This window comes from Arthrobacter sp. UCD-GKA (assembly GCF_001863355.1).
In the GTDB taxonomy this organism is placed as follows: domain Bacteria; phylum Actinomycetota; class Actinomycetes; order Actinomycetales; family Micrococcaceae; genus Paeniglutamicibacter.
The window spans coordinates 1-22,380 of the sequence record NZ_MOLR01000007.1 but is presented as its reverse complement, the minus strand read 5'-3'; the positions used below and the strand labels follow the sequence as shown (position 1 = coordinate 22,380).

The following is a 22,380-nucleotide window of genomic DNA, read 5'->3' as shown; positions in this document are numbered from 1 at the left end:
CGCCACCTTGGAGGAGGATGCCTTCGTTACAGGAGCCTGGGTGCTGACCCTGGGCGGCGCGGAACAATCCCACGTAAACGTAGACCACCCCGAGCAGATCTTCTACGAGTACCTTCGACGACTAGCCAACCATGTGGACGAGCAGGCAGCTCCCGGGGCCCCATTGCGGGTCCTTCATCTCGGAGCCGGCGCATTGACCTTGGCACGCTACATCGAGAAGCAGCGCCCCCGAAGCCAGCAGGTAGCCGTAGACCTCGAACGAGAACTACTCGACTTTGTCCTTGAGGCTCTTCCCATGGGTGACCCCAAGAATCTCAAAACGATTATTGGGGACGCGCGGCGGGTACTGACGGAGGAACTGGCCGCTGAGAAATTCGACATCATCGTCCTGGATATCTTCAGCGGTTCCGGGGCACCGCATCATTTGACCGTTCCCGGCTTCTATTCCGAGATGAACGCGTTGCTGCGGCCCGACGGGATCGTACTGGTCAATGTGGGCGACGATCCACCGTTTTCCTTTGCCGATTCCCAGATCCAGGCCATGTCACAAATCTTTCAAACGCTCATCGCCAGCGCCCCGACCGAGATCTTTTCCCGAAAGTATCCGGGAAACATGATTCTGGCCGGCACCCAATCAAAGATCGACATGGCCATGGTGGATCGGGTGCGGGCCGCGGGTCCGCACCCGGGCACGGTGCTATTCGGCAGCGACCTGGACGGGTTCGGCAAACCATAACCGGGTTTCGCCGTATTTCTTGTCGGCGAACTTCTCCAGCCCCGCGGGCCAGGTGGGCTCGGCGGATCGGGTCGAGCGTTCCACGACCACGGTTGCCCCGACGTCGAGCACCAGTGAAACCTTTTCCAGGGTCTTGGCGAGCTCTTCGTTTGTCAGCGGGTAGGGCGGGTCCATGAACACCAAGTCCCAGGTCTTTCCCGCGCTGCCGCCTGGAACAGGGGCAAAAGAATCAAGGACCGAATCGACCGAGCCCCGGCGGACGCTGACCAGGTCTTTGCGCAAGGCTTTGTTGACGAGTCCTGCGTTGGCCTGGCATACGACCACGGCCTTGGGCGCAAGCTCCACGAGCAACACGGAACGGGCCCCGCGGCTTGCCGCCTCGACGCCCAGGGACCCGGCGCCCGCGTAGAGGTCAAGAACCCTGGCATTGGTCAGCACGTCGTAGCTTTCGAGCCTGGAAAACAATGCTTCCTTGACGCGGTCGGTGGTGGGCCGGGTGGAGTCCCCCGGCACGCTCTTCAGTGGTGTGCCTCCGGCTGTACCGGCCACGATACGACTCATGGTTGATCTATCCCCTTTCCAGGAATGCTTGCATGTCTTCGTCTACCCATTCCTCGACGGCGGTCTGAAGCCCGGGATAGGAGCCGAGCCCGCCACCGCCGTCCACGATCGCCTCGGCCGCTTCCCGGGCGCGGGCAATAAGTTTGGCGTCCCTCATGACGCGCAGGACCTTGAGCGTGGACCGGGAGCCGGACTGGCTCGCCCCCAGGATGTCCCCTTCGCGGCGTTCGTTCAGATCCGACTCGGCCAAGAGGAACCCATCAGTGGTGGATTCAACCGCCCGCAGCCGCACCACCGAGGGATGCTCCGCATCCAGCCATGTGGTCATCAGGCAGGTGCCGGGTAGGCCGCCACGCCCGATGCGTCCACGCAACTGGTGCAATTGGGAGATCCCGAAATTCTCCGCATCGATGATTACCATGAGTGTGGCATTGTGCACGTCCACCCCGACTTCGATCACCGTGGTCGAGACCAGAATGGAGGCGCGGCCGCTGTCAAAGGCATTCATGGCTTCGGCTTTTTCGTCGCTGGCCATGCGTCCGTGAAGAGCGCGGATTTCGGTGTTCGCAAAGATGGGCATGGTGGTCAGTATGTCCAGCATCTTCTCGACCGTCATCGATGCCGGCTTCGCGCGCGCATCCGAGCTCGCCTCGTTGGCACCGAGTTGCACGGGCATCGGCAGGTAGTCGTCCTCGACAGCCTTTTCGCTGATGCGCGGGCACACCACATATACCTGGTGGCCCTTAGCCGTTTCCTCTGCGATGCGGGCAAAAAGCCGTTCCTGCATCCGTGGCACTTGGAGTGGAACCAGGTGGGTTGCAATGGGTGCTCTGCCCGGGGGCAGGGTTTTCATCAGGCTGACTTCAAGGTCACCAAAGACGGTCATGGCCACGGTGCGCGGGATCGGTGTGGCTGTCATGACCAGCATGTGGGGCGGCGTATCGGCCTTTGACCGCAAGACGTCACGTTGCTCGACACCAAAGCGGTGTTGCTCGTCAATAACCACCAGGCCAAGGTCCACGAAACCAACCGTGTCCGAGAGCAGTGCGTGTGTGCCCACCAGTATCCCGGTCTCCCCCGAAGCGGCACCGAGCAGCACGCGCTTGCGTTCTGCGGTCCCGGCCGATCCGGTGAGCACGTCCACACGGGTAGCGCGGGGATCAGATCCAAGTTCGCCTCCAGCACCCAGGGATCCAAGCAATTTCATGATCGATTGGTAGTGCTGTTGTGCGAGAACTTCGGTGGGTGCAAGCAGGGCGGTTTGCCCGCCGGAGTCAATGACCTGCAGCATCGCGCGCAGCGCCACCAGTGTCTTGCCCGAGCCGACCTCCCCCTGCAAGAGACGATTCATGGGGTGGCCGCGCACGAGATCGTCCGCGATTTCCATGCCGGCCAACACCTGGCCGTCTGTGAGGGTGAAGGGAAGAGAGTTGTCGAAGGCTTCCAGCAGGCCTGCCGGGGCTCCGTGACGTGCAATTGCCGGCTGTTGCATCCGGTGGGCGCGGCGTTGGGCCAGCGCGAGCTGGAGCAAGAAGGCCTCCTCGAAGGCAAAGCGTTTTCTGGCCGCATAACCTTGGGCAACGGTCTGTGGTCTGTGGATGTTTTCAAAGGCCGCGGCCCGGCCCGGGATTCCTTGGGTTTCCAGGACCTGTTCCGGAATGAAATCCTCGAAAATCTCTGGCCTCGCCCGGGACAGCACGAGCCCCATGGTTTCCCGAATCTTCTTGTTCGGAAATTTGGCGGTGGCCGGGTAAATGGGAATGGGCCGTGGATCGGCTTCTTCGGCCGTGTCGAGCAAGGAGTATTCGGGATGGGTGAGTTCCAGATGGTTGCGGTAGATGGTCACCTTGCCGCTGAACATGGCAGTGGAGCCGACCTGCAGGTCACGCTTGGCTTCGTAGCCGTTGAAAAAGGTCATCCGCAAGATCGATTGTTCGGGTCCCAAAGCGTCGCTGACGACAACTTCGAGCAGGAATCCTGACCTCGAGTGCATGCGCCGTTGGTTCACCGATTTCACTTCGGCGACAATCGTGACGTCCTCCCCGACGGGAAGTTCCGAAATCTTGGATAGCTCCCCGATCTCCATGTAACGACGGGGGAAATGTCCCAGCAGCTGACCGACCGTGGTGTATCCGAACGCGGTTTCCACCTTGCGTGCGGAAGCAACGCCAAGGACGGAGTCTAATGGCGTATTGCTGGTGAAGTCTTGGTCATCCGTCATGCGTGCAAAGGTCGGTCACCGAGATATTGACCGGTGAACCCAGGCTTCGGATGACTTCAAGAGCGCTCTCGGCTTCGGGGACGTGCACGTGGACTCGCCAGCGGTATCCGTCTTCGGTGGGGTTGACCGGGCTCATGATGACGGAGTCGCCGATGGTGTCCAGCTGTCCGCGCAAGGTGGCCGCGCCCAAGGCATCGAGGCTGATGGTGCACATGACCTCGACTCCGGTTTCCGGGGAGACATCCTGGTGGATGTGGGGGTCCTGGATGTCGTAGCCGTGCAGGTTCGAGTATTCGTCGGGGTCGATGATGTGTCCAAGAAGGGAACCTCGAAGTTCATCCAGGATGATCAGCATGCCCACGGCACCGGCGTCAACGATCTTGGCCTTGTGCAGTGCCCCGAGTTCGTTCTCCGTGGCCACCACGGCCGCTTCCGCCGCCACGCACAGGGCATCGAGCAGTTCGACCAGCGCGGCCTTGCTTTCCGGCTCCAATGCGCTGGCGCGGTGGGTGGACCGGGCGGTGGTGGCGACGACCTCCATGACCGAGAGCATGGTTCCGGAAACCGGGTCGCTCAGGGCAGACCATGCCCTGACCTTGCCGCGCTCCAGTGCGGTTGCCAGTGCCGGCGCAGTCATCCGCTCCACCCCGCACAGGGGTTCGGCCAAGCCGGCCAGGAAGACAGCAAGCAGCGTTCCCGAGTTCCCACGAGCCGATTCCATGGCGGCGCGCGATGCCATGGTCAGAAGCTCACCAATGTTTTCGGTTTCCAACTTGGAAATCGCGTCATGGGCGCTGCGTGCGGTCAGGTAGAGATTGCTGCCCGTATCCCCGTCCGCCACCGGGAAGATATTGATCGCGTTCAGGCGATCGCTATGGTTTCCCAGGCTCTTGACCATTCGTTCAAGCCACGTTGATATGGCCTTGGAATTGGCATGGATTTTTTGGTTCATGGTGTGAGTGATCACTGGATCCTTAGAGACCGTTGTCCTCTACAAATTGTCCCACCTTGTCCTTCTTCAAGGCGTCTGCAAAGTCCGAAATCACTGCCATGTCAGGAATGACGATGGACTGGCCATCGGCGGAACGTCCCGTTCCCTTGTTGGGGAGCGTGAAGAAGTGCATGTCGCTGGAACGCACGTTGGCCATGGTGGTTCCCAGCTTGGCAACCTTGACTGCATCGAGGGTCTCGTCGACTGCGACATATGGCGCGAATTCCTTGACTGTCTCGGAGATCTTCGCGGGGTCCGTCAACGTTTCCTTGGACATCAAAGTGCTCATGACGGCCTTGACGTAAAGCTGCTGGTTGCGCACGCGCTGGTAGTCGCCGTCCTTGAATGCGTAGCGTTCACGGACGAATGCCAGTGCCTGGTCACCATCGAGCGTCTGCACTCCCTTGGGGAACACGAATCCGTTCTTGAGGTTCTGCTTAAAGGCGATCGGGTTGTTGATCTGGACTCCACCCAGAGCATCAGTCAAGCCCTTGAAACCTTCGAAATCAATGGAAGCCACATGGTCAATACGTGTGTCCAAAAGGCCTTCAAGTGTTTGGACGGCCAATGCGACCCCACCGTAGGCAAACGCAGCATTCACTTTCGCCTTGCCGTGGCCCGGAATGTCCAACCAGGTATCGCGCATGATCGACGTGACGTAGACACCTTCGCGGTTCGCCGGGATGTGGACGAGCATCATGGTGTCGGAACGACCACCGTTGGGCAGCGAGGCAAAGTTCTCTTCGCCTTGGTCCTTGGCACGGGTGTCGTTGCCCAAAAGCAGGATGTTCACCGCGTCCTTGGCGGCTTCAGCTTTTTGCGGACGCGAGCTTTCCTCGGGAAATGCATCCGTAAGCTTGGTGGTGTTGTTGTCAAAGCTGCGAGCGAGCGAGAACAGGTACCCCCCGGCTACGAGAAGTGCGATGAGGACCAGTGATACTGCGCCCAGCAATATCATCAGCCCGGTGCGTTTCTTCTTCTTTGGCGATTCGTAGCCTGTGTCCTCGAAGGACCCGTTCAGATGTGTCATCAATGCCTCTCTAGCAAATACTCCTTTACATCCTAGTCATGTCCCACGACCGGTAGGCTGTTTTAGTGCCCAGATTGATTTTTAGTAGCTCAGATTCCTTCAACTCACAGTCGGCTCCCAGACAAGACGCAGCCCGTAAGACACTTCGTATGCGATTTGCTACCGCCGCGGTTGCCTCGCTTGCAGGACTTTTTCTCCTGTCCGGCTGCGCTTCGATTGCCAACGTCCAACCCGCGGACGATGCAGGCAATCCGTTGTGTGCAGAAATGATGGTGGTGCTTCCTCCGGAGATTTCGGACCAGCAGAAGCGCCAGACCAATAGCCAGGCCACCGCCGTGTGGGGAGACCCTGCGCAGCTGGTTCTGCGTTGCGGGGTCACGCCCCCGCCGCCGTCAACGGATCCATGCGTCAGCGTGAATGGGGTTGACTGGTTGGCCAAGGAAGGTGACGAGGCATGGACCTTGACCACCTATGGACGGGTTCCGGCCACCGAATTGGTGTTCGATCCCAATGTGATTCCATCCAGCACGGTTCTGGCGACCCTGTCATCGGCAGCGTCAAAGATTCCTGCCGAGCGTGCGTGCTCGACGGTGAGCAAGACTGTGGATGTCCCTTAGCAAAGTTGCTGGAACGTGAAAAGAGGGGTGTTTAGCCAAGATTGACTTGGTTAAACACCCCTTGTTCATTCGGCACGGCTCTTAGCGAAGACCCGTTTTCCGGTTCAGTCCCAGGTGGATCAATTCGTCAATGAGTTCGGCGTAGCCCAATCCGGTTTTGGACCACATGTGCGGGTACATGCTTGACGGGGTGAAGCCGGGCATGGTGTTTATCTCGTTGATGATCCACTTGCCCTCTGGCGTGTAGAAGAAGTCAACACGGGACAGGCCCTCGGCATTCACGGCGTCGAAAGCGTCGGCGGCCAGTCGACGCACTTCCTCGGTGGCTGCTGCATCAAGGACCGCGGGGCAGCTGAGCTGGGCGGCAGCCCCGTCAACGTATTTGGCATCAAAGTCGTAAAAGGTGTGGCCTGCATTGTCCACTACGATTTCACCAGGCATGGAGGACCTTGGCGGCAGCGAGCCGCGTCCTTCAAGGACACCGCACTCGATTTCCCGGCCCACAATCCCCGCTTCCACAATCACCTTTGGATCGTGGATGCGTGCTGCCTCGATGGAGGCGACGAGTGCGTCCGGGCTGTCCACCCGGCTGATCCCCACGGACGAACCAGCACGGGCCGGCTTGACGAACAACGGGTATTCCAGTCCATTGACGGATTCCAGGCAGGCATCCTGGTCACGTTCCCATTCCTTGTCATGGATAACAACGTAGGGGCCCACCGCGAATCCGGCGGCCTCAAAGACCACCTTCATGAAATGCTTGTCCATGCCAATGGCACTGGCGGCAATGCCGGAACCAACATAGGGAACGTCAACCATCTCCAGCATTCCCTGCAAGGATCCATCCTCGCCGAACGGGCCATGCAGCAGCGGGAAGACCAAATCAATGTCGCCCAGGCTGCGCACGGCGTGCGCTGCGTCCGAGGCGAGCAGTTCGTGGCTTCCTGGCTCGCCCGTCAGGCGCAGGACCTCGTTGCCTGCGGTCACTTCTGGCTTCTGGCTGTTGGCCAGCGACCAAGTCGTGACGTCCTGGTCCACCAGGGTCCAGGCTCCCTCGCGGGTGATGCCTACTGGCACGACCTCGTACTTGTCGCGGTCGATTGCTTCAAGAACGCCGGCGGCGGTGACGCAGCTGACCGGGTGCTCGGACGAGCGGCCGCCAAAGAGCAGCATGACCCGGGGCTTGTGGTTGTTTACTTGACTCACTTGAGTTCACCTTCAGACTTTAGTTGACGCCCCAGCAGGCGAGCTCCCATGTTCTCCACGCTGAGCGTGCCTTCCAGAACCATGACCACGGCCTCGGTAATGGGTACTTCTACGTTGTGGCGTGTCGCCAGGTCCAGTACGGCCCGTCCCGACTTGATGCCCTCGGCGGTCTGCGACATGCGGTCGTTGACCTCGTCCAGGTAGAGGCCCTGGCCCAACAGTCGGCCCGCAGTGTTGTTGCGCGAGAGCGAGGAGGAGCACGTGGCGACAAGGTCACCCAGGCCGGCAAGGCCGGAAAGGGTTTCATAGCTTCCACCAAGCGCCAAGGCGAGGCGCGTGGTCTCGGCAAGGCCTCGGGTGATGATTGAGGACTTGGTGTTGTCGCCCATGCCCAGTCCGTCGCAGATTCCCACGGCCAGGGCAATGACGTTCTTGGCAATGCCCCCGATTTCAACGCCAATGACATCGGTGTTGGTATACGGGCGGAAGTAGTCGGTGGAACAGAGCGTGGCAATCCACGTGGCGGTATCGATGTCCGTGCAGGCCACCACGGAGGCGGTTGGCTGCTTGCGGGCAATTTCCATGGCCAGGTTGGGTCCGGAAAGGACTGCGATTCGTTCCGGGGAAATTTCCACCTCGGCGGAGATGACTTCGCTCATCCGCGCATCGGTGTCGCGTTCAAGGCCCTTCATCAGGGACATGAGCACGGCGTTGGATTCCAGGAATTCCTTGAAGGAACGCAGCTGCTCGCGCAGGCTTTGGGCCGGGACAGCCAGGACCACCAATTCGGCCCCGGCCAGCACCTTGGCGGTGCTGGAGGACGAGGAAATATTGCCGGGGAGCTTCGTCTCGCGCAGGTAGCGCGAGTTGGTGTGGCGCGTGTTGATCTCCACGGCCACCTCGTCACGGCGGGCCCAAATCATGACCTCTGTGCCAGCAGCGGCTCCGGAGTCGGCAAGCACCTTGGCAAAGGTGGTTCCCCAGCTTCCGGCGCCCATGACGGCAATCTTCCTTGGTGCGGGCCTCATCTATTTGTCCTTCGTTTTGTTCGTCGGGGCCCCGTTGTCGAAATTGCGGCCTTGGGCGGCCTGGCCATGGTCCGCCGGATCCCAAAGGACCGTCGGTGGCTCCTGGCCACGCAGGACGCCCACATCCTTGGCAATGGCTTGCATGATGCGTTCGGTGGCCTCGAGGAGGACTGTTCGGGTCAAGGGGACATCCCGCAAGTCGTCAAGGTCGACAGGGTCCCCGGCCATGACCGTTACCCGTTTGCGGGGAAAGAGCTTCAGGCCCTTGGCATAGCGGGGGAACAATTCCTGGGCACCCCAGTGCGCCATGGGAATGACGGGGGCACCGGTCTGCAGGGCAAGACGCGCGGCACCGGTGTGCCCACGCATGGGCCACAGGTCCGGATCCCGGGTCAAGGTACCCTCGGCGTAAATGACGATGACGCCGTGGGCATCAAGTACCTCACGTGCGGCCTTCAGCGACTGGGATGCTCCTGCGGAGGTGCGGGCCACGGGAACCTGTCCGGTGTTGCGCAGGATCGTGCCGAGCACCGGCACCTTGAACAAGGATTCCTTGGCCAGGTACCGCGGGTAGCGCTTGGAGCTGTAGATCGCGTGGCCCACGACCAGCGGATCGATTTCCGTCACGTGGTTGGGGCACAGAATGAAACCGCCCTCGGGCAGCTTGTCGAAGTCCCGCCACGTTCGGCTGATCATGAGGTTCATGATCGGCCGAACGATTCCGGCCGCGATGGCAAACGCGGTTTTTGTACCGCGAGATTCTTTCATGCAAGTCAGCCTATGCGGATCAGGCGATTTCATTCATCTCGACGCGCGCACCCAAGTCAGTGAGCTTGTCCATGAACTTTTCGTACCCGCGGTTGATCAGTTCGATCCCGGTGACGTGGCTCGTGCCTTCGGCCGCGAGTGCCGCAATCAGGTGCGAGAATCCGCCGCGCAGGTCCGGGATGTCAATGTCGGCCCCGACCAGCGGGGTCGGCCCGGTGATCACGGCGGAGTGCTGGAAGTTGCGCTGGCCGAAACGGCACGGGATCGCACCGAGGCATTCGCTRTGCAGCTGAACGCGGGCACCCATTTCAACCAAGGCGTTGGTGAAGCCGAAACGGTTCTCATACACGGTTTCGTGGATGATGGAAACGCCGGTGGCCTGGGTCAGCGCCACAACCAGAGGCTGCTGCCAGTCGGTCATGAAGCCCGGGTGCACGTCTGTTTCAAGGATGAGGGGCTTGAGTTCCCCGCCCGGGTGGAAGAATCGGATGCCGTCATCGGTGACCTCGAACTCGCCACCGATCTGGCGGTAGGTGTGAAGGAACGCGGTAAGGTCGCGCTGGGCTGCGCCTTCGACGTAGATGTCGCCCTTGGTGACCAATGCCGCGGATGCCCAGGAGGCGGACTCGTTGCGATCGGGCAGTGCCTTGTGGTTGTAGCCACTGAGGCGTTCGACACCGATGATGCGAATGACGCGGTCGCGGCCCACCGTGATGATTGCGCCCATCTTCTGGAGCAAGGAAATCAAGTCAAGGATTTCCGGCTCAATGGCCGCGTTTTCGACCTCGGTGGTGCCCTTGGCACGCACGGCGGTCAGCAGCACTTGTTCGGTGGCGCCAACGCTCGGGTACGGCAGGGAGATCTTGGCACCGGTCAACCCGTGCGGGGCCCGGATGCTCGTGCCCAGCGGGCCGGCCTTGTCGATCTCGGCTCCGAAGTGGCGCAGCACATCAAGGTGGAAATCAATGGGGCGGTCGCCGATCTTGCAACCACCAAGGTTGGGGATCAGTGCCTCGCCCAGGCTGTGCAGCAGTGGGCCGCAGAAAAGGATCGGGATGCGGGAGTCCCCGGCATGGGTATCGATCTCATTGCTCGTGGCGGTCTTGGTGCCACTGGGATCCATGGTCAGGTCGCCCGTGGCCTCGTCCTTGGTCACGGTGACACCGTGGATCTTCAGAAGGCTGGTGACAACGGCAACGTCCTTGATTTCCGGGACGTTGCGCAAGACAGAGGGTGAATCCCCCAGAAGAGCCGCGACCATGGCCTTGGGGACCAGGTTCTTGGCACCCCTGACGGTCACTTTTCCCTTGAGTGGCACGCCACCATGAATCGTTAGGACTTTCGCCATGAACTTAAGAACCTCACCACAATTGTTTGGCCTTCGAAACCGAAGGTAAGACTAAGCAAGCATACAGCCCCCGACATTGCCGGGGGCTGCATGGAAGGTGTAACGCCGGTCGCGTCTAAGGGCGCCGGACCGGCCGGATCCACCGCATTCCGCCGGTGATCAGCGACTATGAGCGGAACATGAGAGCAGGTTACGCGGTGAGCTAATACTCAGGAGTAACGTGCCGGCAGGGTGGTTGGTTTGAAGGCCGGACGCTGGGCTTCAAAGGCCGTAACCTCTTCCTCGTGCTGGAGGGTCAGGCCGATATCATCGAGCCCCTCCATCAGGCGCCAGCGGGTGTAATCGTCGATGGCGAACGGGGCAATGATCGAACCGCAGGTAACCGTACGTGCCTCGAGGTCAACCGTGACCTCGGTGCCCGGATGGTTCTCGATTTCCTTCCAGATCAATTCGATGTCGCTCTGGGCCACCTCGGCGGCAACCAATCCCTGTTTGCCGGAGTTTCCGCGGAAGATATCAGCGAAGCGGGACGAAAGGACGGCCTTGAAGCCATAGTCCTTCAGCGCCCACACCGCGTGTTCGCGGGAGGACCCGGTGCCGAAGTCGGGGCCGGCAACCAGGACGGAGCCCTTGGAGAACGGCTCCTGGTTCAGGATGAAGGAAGAGTCCTTGCGCCAGCCGGCAAACAGGGCGTCCTCAAAACCGGTGCGGGTGATGCGCTTGAGGTAGACGGCCGGGATGATCTGGTCGGTGTCGACATTGCTTTGGCGCAGCGGGACACCAATTCCGGTATGCGTGGTGATTTTCTCCATGATGAATCCTTAGGCTGCTTTTGTGGACGCTGCGGGGGCATCCAAGTCGGACGGCGAGGACAGGGTCCCCCGGATGGCGGTGGCCGCGGCGACAAGCGGGGAGACCAAGTGGGTGCGACCCCCCTTGCCCTGGCGACCCTCGAAGTTGCGGTTGGAAGTGGAAGCGCAACGCTCCCCCTCCGCGAGCTGGTCCGGATTCATGCCCAGGCACATGGAGCACCCGGCAAAACGCCATTCGGCACCAAAGTCCTTGAATATCTTGTCCAGTCCCTCAGCCTCGGCTTCGAGGCGAACCCGCGCGGACCCCGGGACCACGATCATGCGGATCTCGGGGTCCTTTTCCCGACCCTCGATGATCGCAGCGGCCGCACGGAGATCTTCCATCCGGCTGTTGGTGCAGGAACCCAGGAAGACGGTGTCCACCCGGATCTCCTTCATGGGCGTCCCGGCCTTCAGGTCCATGTATTCAAGCGCACGCTCGCAGGCCGCGCGGGCGTTTTCGTCCTCGAAGTCTTCGGGGGCCGGCACGGTCTCCGAAAGTGAGACTCCCTGACCTGGGTTAGTGCCCCAGGTGACGAAGGGCTCCAAGGTATCGGCATCCAGGAACACCTCGGCGTCAAAGCTTGCGCCCTCGTCGGTTGCCAGCGTGTCCCATTCGGCCACCGCGGAATCCCAGTCGGCACCCTGCGGGGCGTGCGGGCGGCCCTTGAGATATTCATAGGTCGTTGCATCCGGTGCGATCATGCCGGCGCGGGCGCCGGCTTCGATCGACATGTTGCAAATGGTCATGCGGGCGTCCATGGACAGCGCACGGATGGCCGAACCCCGGTATTCCAGGACATAGCCCTGTCCGCCGCCGGTGCCAATTTTGGCGATCACGGCCAGAATGATGTCCTTGGCGGTCACACCCGGCTTCAGTGTTCCCTCGACGTTGATCGACATGGTCTTGAAAGGTTTCAATGACAACGACTGGGTCGCCATCACGTGCTCGACCTCGGAGGTTCCGATGCCGAACGCCAGGGCACCAAAGGCACCATGGGTCGAGGTGTGCGAGTCGCCACAGACGACCGTCATTCCCGGTTGGGTGAGACCCAGCTGGGGACCGACCACGTGGACAATGCCTTGTTCCTTGTCACCGAGGGAGTGCAGGCGCACGCCGAACTCGGCGCAGTTCTTGCGCAGGGTCTCGATCTGCGTGCGGCTGGTCAGGTCGGCAATCGGCTTGTCAATGTCCAGCGTCGGGGTGTTGTGATCCTCGGTGGCGATCGTCAGGTCGGGTCGGCGCAACGGGCGCCCGGCGAGGCGAAGGCCCTCGAATGCCTGCGGGGAAGTCACCTCGTGAACCAGGTGCAGGTCGATATAGATCAGGTCGGGCTGGCGCGCAGCGCCTGCCCCGTCTCCCTTGCGCACCACGTGCGCGTTCCATACTTTTTCGGCCAGCGTCTGTGCTGCCTGGTGTGCGGCCATGACCGACTCCCTCACTTGATTAAAATCCTATGTCTCAACTGTTCCATCGCAACCCTCGTAATATCCACTACACGGACTTGCATCTCAAATAGTGAGACTGCAATATCAAACTATGGACACATCAAGTGGCGTTGGCGTCATCGACAAAGCGGCCCTCATCCTCAATGCCCTTGAAGCGGGGCCCACCTCCCTGGCCCAGCTCGTATCACTGACCAAGATCTCGAGGCCGACCGTGCACCGTCTGGCGCAGGCCCTGGTGCACCACCGGTTGGTCGGCAAGGACATCCACGGCAGGTTCGTGCTGGGTGGTCGCCTCGTCGAACTAGCCTCGGCGGCCGGTGAGGACCGGCTGATTGCCGCGGCCGGCCCGCTGCTGCTCCAATTGAGGGACTCCACAGGCGAAAGCACCCAGGTGTTCCGCCGGCAGGGAGACTACCGCGTGTGTGTGGCCTCAGCCGAACGTCCCGTTGGCTTGCGGGACACCATTCCCGTAGGAACCCAGCTTTCCATGAAAGCCGGTTCTGCCGCCCAGGTCCTGCTCGCGTGGGAGGACCACGAACGTTTGTTGGATGGGCTGCACGGAGCCCGGTTCACCCCTACCATTCTTGCCGGAGTCCGGCGCCGCGGTTGGGCCCAAAGTCTCGGTGAGCGTGAGCCCGGCGTGGCTTCGGTCTCGGCGCCCGTCCGAGGGCCTTCGGGTCGTGTCATCGCCGCGGTTTCCATGTCCGGACCGATCGAACGTCTTTCCCGCCAACCGGGCCGGGCGCACCAGGAAGTGGTGGTCCAGACGGCCAATGCCCTGAGTGACGCACTTCGCAAGACCGGCGATTAGCAACGATGCCCGTCTGCAAGAGGGCTGTACCTTAATGCCTGGGCATGTACGTCATTGGGGGATTTACGAGGCCTGCCCGCTCAGCCGTCGAAGTGGTCAAATCCCTGGGGGGATTGAGTTTGCTTGCCATCAAGCAATACCAAGGGCCCGTTGATGCCACCGGCGCTTTTCTTGACCGTGCCTACCACCCGGAAACCCTTCGGCAGATTCTCGGCACTCGGGAACGTGGCCAGTAGTCCGTGGTCTTCTCCTCCCCCGAGCACCCAATCCATGGGATTCCTTTTAAGGCGCTCGGAAGCGGGAGCCAGGCGATGAAGGTCTTTGACCATTGTCTGGGTGTTGAAATCAATATCCACACCACTGGCAATCGCCATCCGACGCCCGTCCTTGAGCAGGCCGTCCGAGAGGTCCATCATCGCCGTAGCTCCGGCAAAGGCAGCTTCCGGCCCGGCGGCCAATGGCGGTGCCGGACAACGCTGGCCAAAGACCAGCACGCGCTCGGCTTCGGTCCACTCGAGGTGGGAGACCTGGGACTCAAGCAGTGATAGGCCTGCGGCGGCAACTCCCAGGACGCCGTTGACCGCCACCACATCACCCGGCCTTGCGCCGCTGCGCAACACCGGCTTTTCGGTCGCAAGGCTTCCCGTGACGGCCGCCGTGATGGATAGTTCGCTCCCCCGGCCGAGATCTCCCCCGGCAATTGCACAATGGCTGGCGCCAAGGTCGCGAACGGCCGCGCTGAATCCCTCCGCCAGGTTTTCCACCCAGGATGCCGGTGTCTCATGGGGCAGGGTCAGGGAAATCACCGCGGATGTTGCAAATGCCCCCATGGCATTCACGTCCGACAGGTTCTGGGCAGCCGACTTCCATCCAACGTCAAAGCCGCTGCTTTCAAATCCACTGGGCCAGCGCAACCGGAAATCCTGGTTCTGCACCAGGGTGTCCACCGTGATCACGAACCTGCCGTCCGGCGCCGAGATCAGTGCGGCGTCGTCTCCCGGCCCAAGCAGGGCGGGTGCACCTTTCAGCCGCGGCAGGATCCTTGCCAAAAGCCCGCTTTCCCCAAGGCTTCCGACGGTCAGTACATTAGTTTCTGGCACGTTCCAAGGCTCCAATAAAAAGATTGTGTCTGGTGATTTCAGCGCCGACCGGTTCAATGACCGCTCGGCTCGCGACTTTTGCCACGGAAGCGTGGAGAGCTTTGCGGGCCTTTCGGGCACGCCCCGCCGCCCCGATCCGGGCAACCAGTCCCGTGGCAAGCCCCAGGACGATTCCCAATAGTATGCCGATGACGACCATGAGCGTGGGGACGGGGAACCCTTCTATCTTGGGAACCTCGGGCACAGTGAATTGGAAGTATTGCGCAGCGAACAACGCCCCCAGCCAGAGCGCTCCGGCCAGGGCAGTGACAAGCGAAATCCATTGGATGACGGAGACCATCGGCCACCACCAGGCGCCCTTCGTTGCACCGATATCGGTGTTGGCTATGGCTTGATCCAATTCATCGGGCAGGGTTTCCTGGCCCGCTCGCGCCGCACGCCGGATTGAACCCTGCCAGGCTTCGGGTGCACCTTCACCGGCTTGGTCTGCATAGCGGCGGACCGCGGTATCGGCTTGGGCCTTTTGCGCGGCGCCGGGGGCCGGCAAGGAGGTGCGGTTGAGCTTCGGATTCACTTCCGTGCTCTTTAGGTTGAGCCGGCGCAGCGGATCCGGACGAACCTTTGCCAGCCACCGGGTTAGCGGCCAGCCGGTTTTCTTGTGGGCATCAAGACGATACGAGCTTCGCACGGCATCCACCACGGTGTCGACCCCGGCTGCTGCTGCCAGTTCGCCCGTGAGCGACTTCTTCGCGGGTTCCGAAGGAAGAGCAAGCTCTTTCATGGAAGAGCCTTCGCCCATCCGCTCGGCAATGCCCGCCACGTCGGCGGTTAGCCGGCGTGTGGTGGCCCCGCGTTCAGTGACCACTCGGGCAATTTCCTGGCGCAATGGGTCCAAGCCTTCGCCGGTCAGCGCCGAGACCCCCAGCAACCTTGGGTTGGCCAGGCCGTCTGCCAGAAGTATCGAGCGCAAGGAATCCATCACCGGTTGACGCTCATTGTCCCTGAGCTTGTCGATCTGGTTCAGCACCACCAGGGTGACCGAACCGTGGGTTGCCAGTGGTCKGATGAAGTCGTGGTGAACTGCGGCATCCGCGTATTTTTGCGGATCAAGGACCCAAATCAACACGTCGACCTGCCCGGCAAGCTTGGTGGCGATCTCGCGGTTTGCTGCGACCGTGGAATCGAAGTCAGGCAGGTCAAGGAGGATCAGCCCGCTGGCTTCCTTTTCCGATCCAAAGATTCCCTTCTTTTCCAGGCGCAAGGGTGAGTCAAGCACATGGCGTTCCTGGACGCCCAACCAATCAAGCAGCGGATCGGAACCGGTGCGGCCCCAGATTCCGGCCAGTGGCTGGCTTGTGGTTGGCCTGGTTGCTGCAGCCCTCGCGAGGTCCTGTCCGGCGACGGCATTGAACAATGAAGACTTTCCGCTGCCGGTGGCTCCAAAAAATCCGACCACGGTGTGTTCCGCGGAAAGTGTCCTGCGCGTTGATGCGCGTTCGAGCATCTTCCAGGAAGCTTCACTCACCGCAACGTCGATGCGGTCGGCCCCCAACTCCGTGGCTTCCTTGAGAGCTTCTAGTCGAAGCTCGAGCGGGCTGGTGGTCGTGGTTTGACGGCGGCGGCTCATGCACCTTGCTCCCGGGCCAGTCGGCGTATGGCAGCCGAATTCTGTTTCATTCGTTTGGCGTCCTCGGTGCTGGGAATACCTTGTAAACGGACAAGGAAACGTTCCTTCTCCGTCTCGAGAAGATCTGTGCACCGGGCCGCCAGGGAATCCTTGGCACGCTTGGTAAGCCTGCGCACGGCGTCCTCCCCAAAGATTGCCTCGAGAAGTTTTTGCCCGACCACTGCCGACCCGCCCGCAATACCGACTTCCAGCCCGGTCAGGCCAGCGGTGGACGCAAAGACCACGACCATGAGCGCAACGGCAACCCCGTTGACGCCAAAGGACACCATGCGAGCGGTCATACGCTTGTTGGCGCCCTCGGTGCGGATGATGCCCATCAGGTCTCCCTGCCAGGCTCGCACCTGCTCGGCAACCCTGTCGGAGAATCCCTCGGAGAGGGCTCCCAGATTGGCGGTCCCGACCAGCCCCTTGCCAGCGGGGTCGGCTCTCCAGCGTTCCTCGGTGGTTTCACTCGCCTTGGCCGTCTGGTCGACGACGACTGCATGCAGACCACTTTCGATGGCGGCCTCGATGTTGTCCACGGGCTTGGGTTTGCCGGTGAAGAAGGCACCGATCCGATCCCTCAACCTGCCGATCCCTGACTCGAGGGATCGGAAGAATTCACCGGTTCCCACAAAATCTTGCCAACGCGCCAAGACCTCGCCACGCAACAAGGTTCCGTCTTGAACGCTGGCGAGGATTCCGGCGTGGGCCTGGGCAAAGGCTTCCTCCGCGTATTGGGCCAGCCTGCTACCGCTGGCATCCTGTTCCCCCATGGCCTCGGCAATGACGTCCCCGCGGTCGGCAAGTTTGCCAAGAACCCCGGCAAGGGTCTGGCGGGCTATGGCGGCGCGCGATTCGCTGTTGTCCGCCAGTTCGCCCAGCCACGCCTTCAGCGGCGCAACGGCGATACCCGGCAGCATGTCCATCTCGTCCAGATCGAGCTCCGGAACCACAAAAAGCTCGGCCCCGCCGAGTCCTTCTCGCTGGAGCATGCCACGCAGGTCATTGGCGATCTCGTCCTCGACTCCGGCGGGGACCCGGTCCAGGACTACGGCGACGGTGATGTTGCGGCCAGCTGCCTCCGATAGCAGCTTCCAGGGAACGGCGTCCGCGTACCTGTTGGCAGTGGTGACAAAGATCCATAGGTCTGCTGCGGCCAGCAGCTGACCGGCGAGGCGGCGGTTTTCATCCGAGATGGAATCCACGTCCGGGGCGTCCAAGATCGCCAGGCCTCGCGGGACGGCATCGTCCTGGAGCAGGATGATTGAATCGGTCAGGGCGGCGTCCGGTGTGGCACCGGCTAGGCTCGCCGGAATCGATTGGTTGCGGCTGACGGTACTTCCGGTGATGCGACGCAGGCCGGGAAGGATCCTGTCGTTTACCAGCCAGGGGCGGTCCAGCTCGTGGTGCAGAAGTATGGGCTGGCGCGTCGTGGGCCGGATCGCGCCGGCACGGGTCACCGGGTGGCCCACAATCGCGTTGACGAGCGTGGATTTTCCGGCACCGGTGGATCCGCCAACAACGGCGAGCAGCGGTGCATCTAGGCTGCGGTAGCGCGGCAGGATGTAGTCGTCGAGCTGTTCCACTGCGGTGCGGGCGTTTTCACGGATCTGGGCAACACCCGCAATGTCCAGGGGAAGGATGTTGCCCGATAGATCGGTACGGACGTCGGTGAGCAGATTGATGGCTTCCATGTCTGCTGGAACTGCAGAGAGGTGTGGCGAACCTTCGGGTCCGGAGCCATTACTAGTAGTCACCACTACATCATGCCAAAGACTTGGGCTCTTTATCCGCAAGCTGTGCGGAGTTAGCCGGGAAAAATCCGAAACTACCGGTTAAATACAAAGGGTTCCAAACCTTGGTTTGGAACCTTTGCGCTGGTGACCCCAGCGGGATTCGAACCCGCGTTACCGCCGTGAGAGGGCAGCGTACTAGGCCGCTATACGATGGGGCCGCATAGCTGCAACGTTTTAGGACTGTTGCCGTCCGATTCAATTGAATCGTGACCCCAGCGGGATTCGAACCCGCGTTACCGCCGTGAGAGGGCAGCGTACTAGGCCGCTATACGATGGGGCCGTATGCTCTGCTTGGAGGACTTTCATCCCCCAAGCAGACCGGTCTCCGCTTTCGCGAAGACCGTGACGCTGGGGTACCAGGACTCGAACCTAGAATGTTGGTACCAGAAACCAGTGTGTTGCCAATTACACCATACCCCACAGCGCTTGATTCGCTCTCCGGCTTTCCTTTTCGGAAGCTTTCCTGCGCCTCAGCACGAGAAATAACTATACCGGCGGATCCGCAGAAAGTACAAATCGGGGGCTCACTAGGTGCCTAGGCACCCAAAAACCCCGAATTTCCGCGGATTATCGACGCTAGGGATCCGAGATTTTGCAGAATTCCGGCAGACCCGTTTTTGTGATCTGCCGCACGATCCAATAGGATTCCCTGCAGTCCCGCGGCCTTGGCACCCTGCACGTCGTTGACCGGGTTGTCGCCAACATACAGCGTGGCGTCGATACTGGTTCCCAAGAGCCGGCACCCGGCATGGAACGGACGTGGATCCGGCTTTGGCGCACCGGCGGTGTCTGAACCCACGAGCACCGCGATGCGCTCGAGACCTGCCAGCAACAGCTTGTTGCGCTGGTAGTCCTCCACGTTGTTGCTCACGGCTCCGTAAGGAATGGAAAGCGCATCCAGCGCATCCAGGCAGTCATGGACATCGGGGAACGGTGCCCACATGCTTTGGACCACGTCCTCGTAGCGGGCGCTCCACAGACCGATAGCTTCGGCCGCTGGCGCTTCCACGCCCACAAGTCCATAGGCCCGGCGGATGCGTTCGGCGCGCTGGCCAAGGAATGTCAGTTCCCCGGCCATGTAGCGCTCGTAGGCCCCCGCACCGTCATCCGCATAGTCCCGGGCCGCATGCTCGCGCAGTGCGGCTGGAATATCCCGGAAGTCTTCTGCTGTGAGCTGGTGAAAGCCCTTGATCGAAGCGGAGTTCAGGTCCACCAGGGTGTCGTCAATGTCAAAAAGAACGCCCTCAACCCGGGCCGCGGAGGATGCTCCGTGAGTTGGGTTGAGGGCGTTGGTCGCGTTATGCACGATTCTTGTTTGCTCCTGGTTACCGGGTGGCCCGGAATGCGCGTACGCGGCTCAGGGATGATTCCTTGCCTAGGATCACCATGGATTCAAAGAGCGGCGGGGAGATGCGTTTGCCCGACACCGCGGTGCGGATGGGTCCAAAGGCGTGGCGAGGCTTGATGCCAAGCCCCTCGACCAAGGCGGATTTCAAGACGTCTTGGATGGTCTCGGCGCTCCACTCGGGTGCAGCCTCCAACGCGGCCAGGCCGGCGTCAAGAACCTCGGCGGTGTTCTCCGGGAGACCCTTCAAGGCGTCGGCTGCCGGTTCAATGGACGAATCCTCCCTGAAGAGGAACTCGAGCATTTCCGGCGCCTCGCCCAGGAGCGTGATGCGCTCTTGGACAAGGGGTGCCGCCTCGGCAAGGATCTCGTTCTGGCGATCGGTGAGCGTCTCCCCCACCAAGCCGTGGGCCTGCAGGTAGGGAACCAAACGGGCGCGGAAGTCTTCCGGCTCCAGCATGCGCACGTGGGTGCCGTTGATGGCCTCGGCCTTCTTGATGTCAAAGCGGGCCGGGTTCGACAGCACGTCGTGGACGTCGAACGCCTCGATGAGCTGGTCCCGGGTGAAGATGTCCTCATCCGCGCTCAGCGACCAGCCCAGCAACGACAGGTAGTTCAGCAGGCCCTCCGGAATGAAGCCGCGGTCCCGGTGAAGGAAGAGGCTGGATTCGGGGTCGCGCTTCGAAAGCTTCTTGTTTCCCTGGCCCATCACGTAAGGCAAGTGGCCAAAGAGCGGCATGTACTTCGCAACATCGATGGCAATCAACGCACGGTACAAGGCAATCTGGCGCGGGGTGGAGGAAAGCAGGTCCTCGCCACGAAGCACGTGCGTGATTCCCATCAGCGCGTCATCGACCGGGTTAACCAGCGTGTAGAGCGGCTGGCCGTTGGCGCGGACCACGACGAAGTCGGGAACCGAGCCGGCCTTGAAGGTGATCTCCCCGCGGACCAAGTCCGTGAAAGTCAGGTCTTCGTCCGGCATGCGCACGCGCAGCACCGGCTCGCGGCCCTCGGCGCGGAATGCAGCGATCTGCTCCTCGCTCAGGTCGCGGTCGTAGCCGTCGTAGCCCAGTTTCGGATCGCGGCTTGCTGCCTTGTGGCGTTCCTCGACTTCTTCGGGGGTGGAGAAGGATTCATAGACGTGGCCGCCGGCGCGCAGCTTGGCAATGACATCCTGGTAGATGTCGCCGCGCTGGGACTGGCGGTATGGCTCGTGCGGTCCCCCGACGTTGACACCCTCATCCCAGGTGATCCCAAGCCAATCCAACGCATCAAGCAATTGGTGGTAGCTCTCTTCGGAGTCTCGCTTGGCGTCGGTGTCTTCGATGCGGAAGATCATCTTTCCGCCGGTGTGGCGCGCATAGGCCCAGTTGAACAGGGCGGTGCGAATCAGGCCTACGTGCGGTGTGCCGGTCGGAGACGGGCAGAAGCGTACGCGGACGGGGGTTTCATCGGTCACGGTGGGAATGAGGGATACATCAGTCATGATGTGACCATTCTATGCCGCGACAGGAAATCAACCGGCCAGCACGCGGCTGTCCTCGCAACCCAGCGCCCCTTAACCACGTTTGGCCCCGGAAGCCGGGGCCAAACTGTGAAAGCGATCAATCAGGGAGATTAGCGGCGGAACGTGTTGCTCAGCGTGCCGATTCCCTCGATCTCGACTTCCACGCGCTGTCCTTCGGTGACCAGGCCGACGCCTGCCGGGGTGCCGGTGAGGATCACGTCGCCCGGAAGCAGGGTAAAGGCCTGGGAGGCATAGGCCACCAGGTCGTTGATCCCCCACACCATTTCGGAGGTGTTGCCGTCCTGGACGACTTTTCCGTCCAGTCGGGTGGTCAGCTGCGTGTCATCGTGGTCCAATTCCGTCTGGATCCACGGACCGAGCGGGCAGGAGCCGTCCCAGCCCTTGGCACGGGCCCACTGGCCGTCCGTGCGCTGGGCATCGCGCGCGGTGAGGTCATTGGCAATGGTGTAGCCAAAGATCACGTCTTGGGCCTTCTCGGCCGGGACATCCTTGCAGATGCGACCGATGACCACCGCAAGCTCACCCTCATAGGAAATTTCCTCGGAGAAGCTTGGCAACGTGATGGGATCGCCGGAGCCGACCACCGCGGTGTTCGGCTTCAGGAACATCAAGGGCTCGGCGGGCACGGAGTTGCCGAGCTCGGCAGCATGGTCTGCATAGGTGCGTCCGAAGCACACGACTTTGGAGCGGGGAATGATCGGGGCAAGCAGGCGGACGTCCTCAAGCTTGTGCTTGGCACCGGTTGGTTTGATTCCTTGGAAGAACGGGTCTCCGGCGATGACGATGACCTCGTCATCTTCCACGACGCCGTACATGGGGTCACTGTCAACAACAAAACGAGCAATACGCATGGGTTACAGCTTAGCCCAGCCATTTCATAAGGTGATGGCAAGCCGCTGATTTCGTATTTTGGTTCGTGGTTGGCGGTTTTGCTGTTTAGGGGCACGCCGATGGTTGCCGTGTCGCCGGTATGGGGCGTCGGGTTCCACGTGTCCGAGCTGGGCTTCTTCCTGGTCGTTTGGATGGGTTGGTTCACCGGTTCAGGTGATCAGGATGCTGTCCTTGAAGCGTTGCTGCAGGTGCTTGAAGCGTTCGTAGAGCTCCAGGAGGAGCTTGGCCTCGGGTGCCTTGCGGGATAGCAAGAGTTTGGTTTGTCGGCCGAGCTGGGCTTCTTCCTGGTCGTTTGGATGGGTTGGTTCACCGGTTCAGGTGATCAGGATGCTGTCCTTGAAGCGTTGCTGCAGGTGCTTGAAGCGTTCGTAGAGCTCCAGGAGGAGCTTGGCCTCGGGTGCCTTGCGGGATAGCAAGAGTTTGGTTTGTCGGCC

19 protein-coding genes and 3 tRNA genes are annotated in these 22,380 nt (G+C 61.4%); 3 read left to right on the top strand and 19 right to left on the bottom strand.

What is annotated here, in order from left to right:
- Window positions 1–7: 7 nt before the first annotated feature.
- Window positions 8–736, top strand: a complete 729-nt coding sequence (locus tag BLJ79_RS13185; RefSeq protein ID WP_353615479.1) for a spermidine synthase — start codon at window positions 8–10, stop codon at window positions 734–736.
- On the opposite strand, the gene rsmD is transcribed toward BLJ79_RS13185, so the two are convergent.
- The 4 genes from rsmD to BLJ79_RS13165 are packed head-to-tail and all read right to left on the bottom strand — an operon-like array spanning window position 698 to window position 5,539.
- Window positions 698–1,297 (bottom strand): 16S rRNA (guanine(966)-N(2))-methyltransferase RsmD, encoded by a 600-nt coding sequence (rsmD, locus tag BLJ79_RS13180; protein ID WP_071215223.1) that lies wholly within the window; start codon window positions 1,295–1,297, stop codon window positions 698–700. The genes BLJ79_RS13185 and rsmD overlap by 39 nt on opposite strands.
- A gap of 7 nt (window positions 1,298–1,304) precedes the next feature.
- Window positions 1,305–3,518, bottom strand: a complete 2,214-nt coding sequence (locus BLJ79_RS13175) for an ATP-dependent DNA helicase RecG (RefSeq protein WP_071215222.1) — start codon at window positions 3,516–3,518, stop codon at window positions 1,305–1,307.
- Entirely contained in the window at window positions 3,508–4,470 is a 963-nt protein-coding gene (locus tag BLJ79_RS13170) for a DAK2 domain-containing protein (protein ID WP_071215404.1), read from the bottom strand. Before BLJ79_RS13170 ends, BLJ79_RS13175 begins: the two co-directional genes overlap by 11 nt.
- Window positions 4,471–4,492: 22 nt before the next feature.
- Entirely contained in the window at window positions 4,493–5,539 is a 1,047-nt protein-coding gene (locus BLJ79_RS13165) for an LCP family protein (RefSeq protein WP_071215221.1), read from the bottom strand.
- A 149-nt stretch (window positions 5,540–5,688) separates the two neighbouring features.
- On the opposite strand from BLJ79_RS13165, the gene BLJ79_RS22445 reads away from it, so the two are divergent.
- Entirely contained in the window at window positions 5,689–6,156 is a 468-nt protein-coding gene (locus BLJ79_RS22445) for a DUF3515 family protein (RefSeq protein ID WP_083411284.1), read from the top strand.
- An 81-nt stretch (window positions 6,157–6,237) separates the two neighbouring features.
- Here BLJ79_RS22445 and BLJ79_RS13160 read toward each other — a convergent pair whose 3' ends face one another.
- From BLJ79_RS13160 to leuC, 6 genes are all read right to left on the bottom strand, one after another.
- Window positions 6,238–7,362, bottom strand: coding sequence for a D-alanine--D-alanine ligase family protein (locus BLJ79_RS13160; RefSeq protein WP_286135399.1), 1,125 nt, complete (start codon window positions 7,360–7,362; stop codon window positions 6,238–6,240).
- Window positions 7,359–8,390 carry an NAD(P)H-dependent glycerol-3-phosphate dehydrogenase gene (locus BLJ79_RS13155; protein WP_071215219.1) on the bottom strand — a complete coding sequence of 344 codons (1,032 nt, stop codon included), beginning with the start codon at window positions 8,388–8,390 and terminating at the stop codon, window positions 7,359–7,361. Before BLJ79_RS13155 ends, BLJ79_RS13160 begins: the two co-directional genes overlap by 4 nt.
- A complete protein-coding gene (locus tag BLJ79_RS13150) occupies window positions 8,391–9,158 on the bottom strand; it encodes a lysophospholipid acyltransferase family protein (RefSeq protein WP_071215218.1) in 768 nt (255 codons plus the stop codon).
- Window positions 9,159–9,177: 19 nt separating this feature from the next.
- Complete coding sequence (murA, locus tag BLJ79_RS13145; RefSeq protein WP_071215217.1) at window positions 9,178–10,506, bottom strand: UDP-N-acetylglucosamine 1-carboxyvinyltransferase; 1,329 nt, start codon at window positions 10,504–10,506, stop codon at window positions 9,178–9,180.
- Window positions 10,507–10,715: 209 nt separating this feature from the next.
- Window positions 10,716–11,318 (bottom strand): 3-isopropylmalate dehydratase small subunit, encoded by a 603-nt coding sequence (leuD, locus tag BLJ79_RS13140; RefSeq protein WP_071215216.1) that lies wholly within the window; start codon window positions 11,316–11,318, stop codon window positions 10,716–10,718.
- A 9-nt stretch (window positions 11,319–11,327) separates the two neighbouring features.
- On the bottom strand, window positions 11,328–12,785 hold the full coding sequence (gene leuC / locus BLJ79_RS13135; RefSeq protein ID WP_071215215.1) for a 3-isopropylmalate dehydratase large subunit: 1,458 nt from the start codon (window positions 12,783–12,785) through the stop codon (window positions 11,328–11,330).
- A 112-nt stretch (window positions 12,786–12,897) separates the two neighbouring features.
- Between leuC and BLJ79_RS13130 the strand changes: the two genes are divergently transcribed.
- The gene (locus tag BLJ79_RS13130; RefSeq protein WP_071215214.1) at window positions 12,898–13,617 is read left to right on the top strand and encodes an IclR family transcriptional regulator; all 720 of its coding nucleotides are present in this window, start codon (window positions 12,898–12,900) and stop codon (window positions 13,615–13,617) included.
- 80 nt (window positions 13,618–13,697) lie between these two features.
- Here the strand turns inward: BLJ79_RS13130 and thiL are convergent, their stop codons facing one another.
- From thiL to BLJ79_RS13085, 9 genes are all read right to left on the bottom strand, one after another.
- Entirely contained in the window at window positions 13,698–14,717 is a 1,020-nt protein-coding gene (gene thiL / locus BLJ79_RS13125) for a thiamine-phosphate kinase (protein WP_071215213.1), read from the bottom strand.
- Window positions 14,704–16,221 (bottom strand): GTPase, encoded by a 1,518-nt coding sequence (locus BLJ79_RS13120; protein ID WP_502686100.1) that lies wholly within the window; start codon window positions 16,219–16,221, stop codon window positions 14,704–14,706. The genes thiL and BLJ79_RS13120 overlap by 14 nt, the downstream gene beginning before the upstream one ends.
- A 119-nt stretch (window positions 16,222–16,340) precedes the next feature.
- On the bottom strand, window positions 16,341–18,080 hold the full coding sequence (locus BLJ79_RS13115; protein ID WP_071215211.1) for a dynamin family protein: 1,740 nt from the start codon (window positions 18,078–18,080) through the stop codon (window positions 16,341–16,343).
- A gap of 184 nt (window positions 18,081–18,264) precedes the next feature.
- Window positions 18,265–18,340: transfer RNA gene (locus tag BLJ79_RS13110), tRNA-Glu, on the bottom strand.
- Between the two features lie 49 nt (window positions 18,341–18,389).
- A tRNA-Glu gene (locus BLJ79_RS13105) sits at window positions 18,390–18,462 on the bottom strand.
- Between the two features lie 68 nt (window positions 18,463–18,530).
- Window positions 18,531–18,602, bottom strand: a tRNA-Gln gene (locus BLJ79_RS13100).
- 115 nt (window positions 18,603–18,717) lie between these two features.
- The gene (locus BLJ79_RS13095; RefSeq protein ID WP_071215210.1) at window positions 18,718–19,488 is read right to left on the bottom strand and encodes an HAD family hydrolase; all 771 of its coding nucleotides are present in this window, start codon (window positions 19,486–19,488) and stop codon (window positions 18,718–18,720) included.
- A gap of 19 nt (window positions 19,489–19,507) precedes the next feature.
- Window positions 19,508–21,013, bottom strand: coding sequence for a glutamate--tRNA ligase (gene gltX, locus BLJ79_RS13090; protein WP_071215209.1), 1,506 nt, complete (start codon window positions 21,011–21,013; stop codon window positions 19,508–19,510).
- A 131-nt stretch (window positions 21,014–21,144) separates the two neighbouring features.
- Window positions 21,145–21,906, bottom strand: a complete 762-nt coding sequence (locus BLJ79_RS13085) for a fumarylacetoacetate hydrolase family protein (protein ID WP_071215208.1) — start codon at window positions 21,904–21,906, stop codon at window positions 21,145–21,147.
- Window positions 21,907–22,380: the final 474 nt, after the last annotated feature.

What these genes read in the sequence shown, in the direction of transcription:
- rsmD (WP_071215223.1), bottom strand. Translation starts at nt 1,297, where the DNA reads ATGAGTCGTATCGTGGCCGGTACAGCCGGAGGCACACCACTGAAGAGC.
- BLJ79_RS13175 (WP_071215222.1), bottom strand. Translation starts at nt 3,518, where the DNA reads ATGACGGATGACCAAGACTTCACCAGCAATACGCCATTAGACTCCGTC.
- BLJ79_RS13170 (WP_071215404.1), bottom strand. Translation starts at nt 4,470, where the DNA reads ATGAACCAAAAAATCCATGCCAATTCCAAGGCCATATCAACGTGGCTT.
- BLJ79_RS13165 (WP_071215221.1), bottom strand. Translation starts at nt 5,539, where the DNA reads ATGACACATCTGAACGGGTCCTTCGAGGACACAGGCTACGAATCGCCA.
- BLJ79_RS22445 (WP_083411284.1), top strand. Translation starts at nt 5,689, where the DNA reads ATGCGATTTGCTACCGCCGCGGTTGCCTCGCTTGCAGGACTTTTTCTC.
- BLJ79_RS13155 (WP_071215219.1), bottom strand. Translation starts at nt 8,390, where the DNA reads ATGAGGCCCGCACCAAGGAAGATTGCCGTCATGGGCGCCGGAAGCTGG.
- BLJ79_RS13150 (WP_071215218.1), bottom strand. Translation starts at nt 9,158, where the DNA reads ATGAAAGAATCTCGCGGTACAAAAACCGCGTTTGCCATCGCGGCCGGA.
- leuD (WP_071215216.1), bottom strand. Translation starts at nt 11,318, where the DNA reads ATGGAGAAAATCACCACGCATACCGGAATTGGTGTCCCGCTGCGCCAA.
- leuC (WP_071215215.1), bottom strand. Translation starts at nt 12,785, where the DNA reads ATGGCCGCACACCAGGCAGCACAGACGCTGGCCGAAAAAGTATGGAAC.
- BLJ79_RS13130 (WP_071215214.1), top strand. Translation starts at nt 12,898, where the DNA reads ATGGACACATCAAGTGGCGTTGGCGTCATCGACAAAGCGGCCCTCATC.
- BLJ79_RS13115 (WP_071215211.1), bottom strand. Translation starts at nt 18,080, where the DNA reads ATGGAAGCCATCAATCTGCTCACCGACGTCCGTACCGATCTATCGGGC.
- gltX (WP_071215209.1), bottom strand. Translation starts at nt 21,013, where the DNA reads ATGACTGATGTATCCCTCATTCCCACCGTGACCGATGAAACCCCCGTC.
- BLJ79_RS13085 (WP_071215208.1), bottom strand. Translation starts at nt 21,906, where the DNA reads ATGCGTATTGCTCGTTTTGTTGTTGACAGTGACCCCATGTACGGCGTC.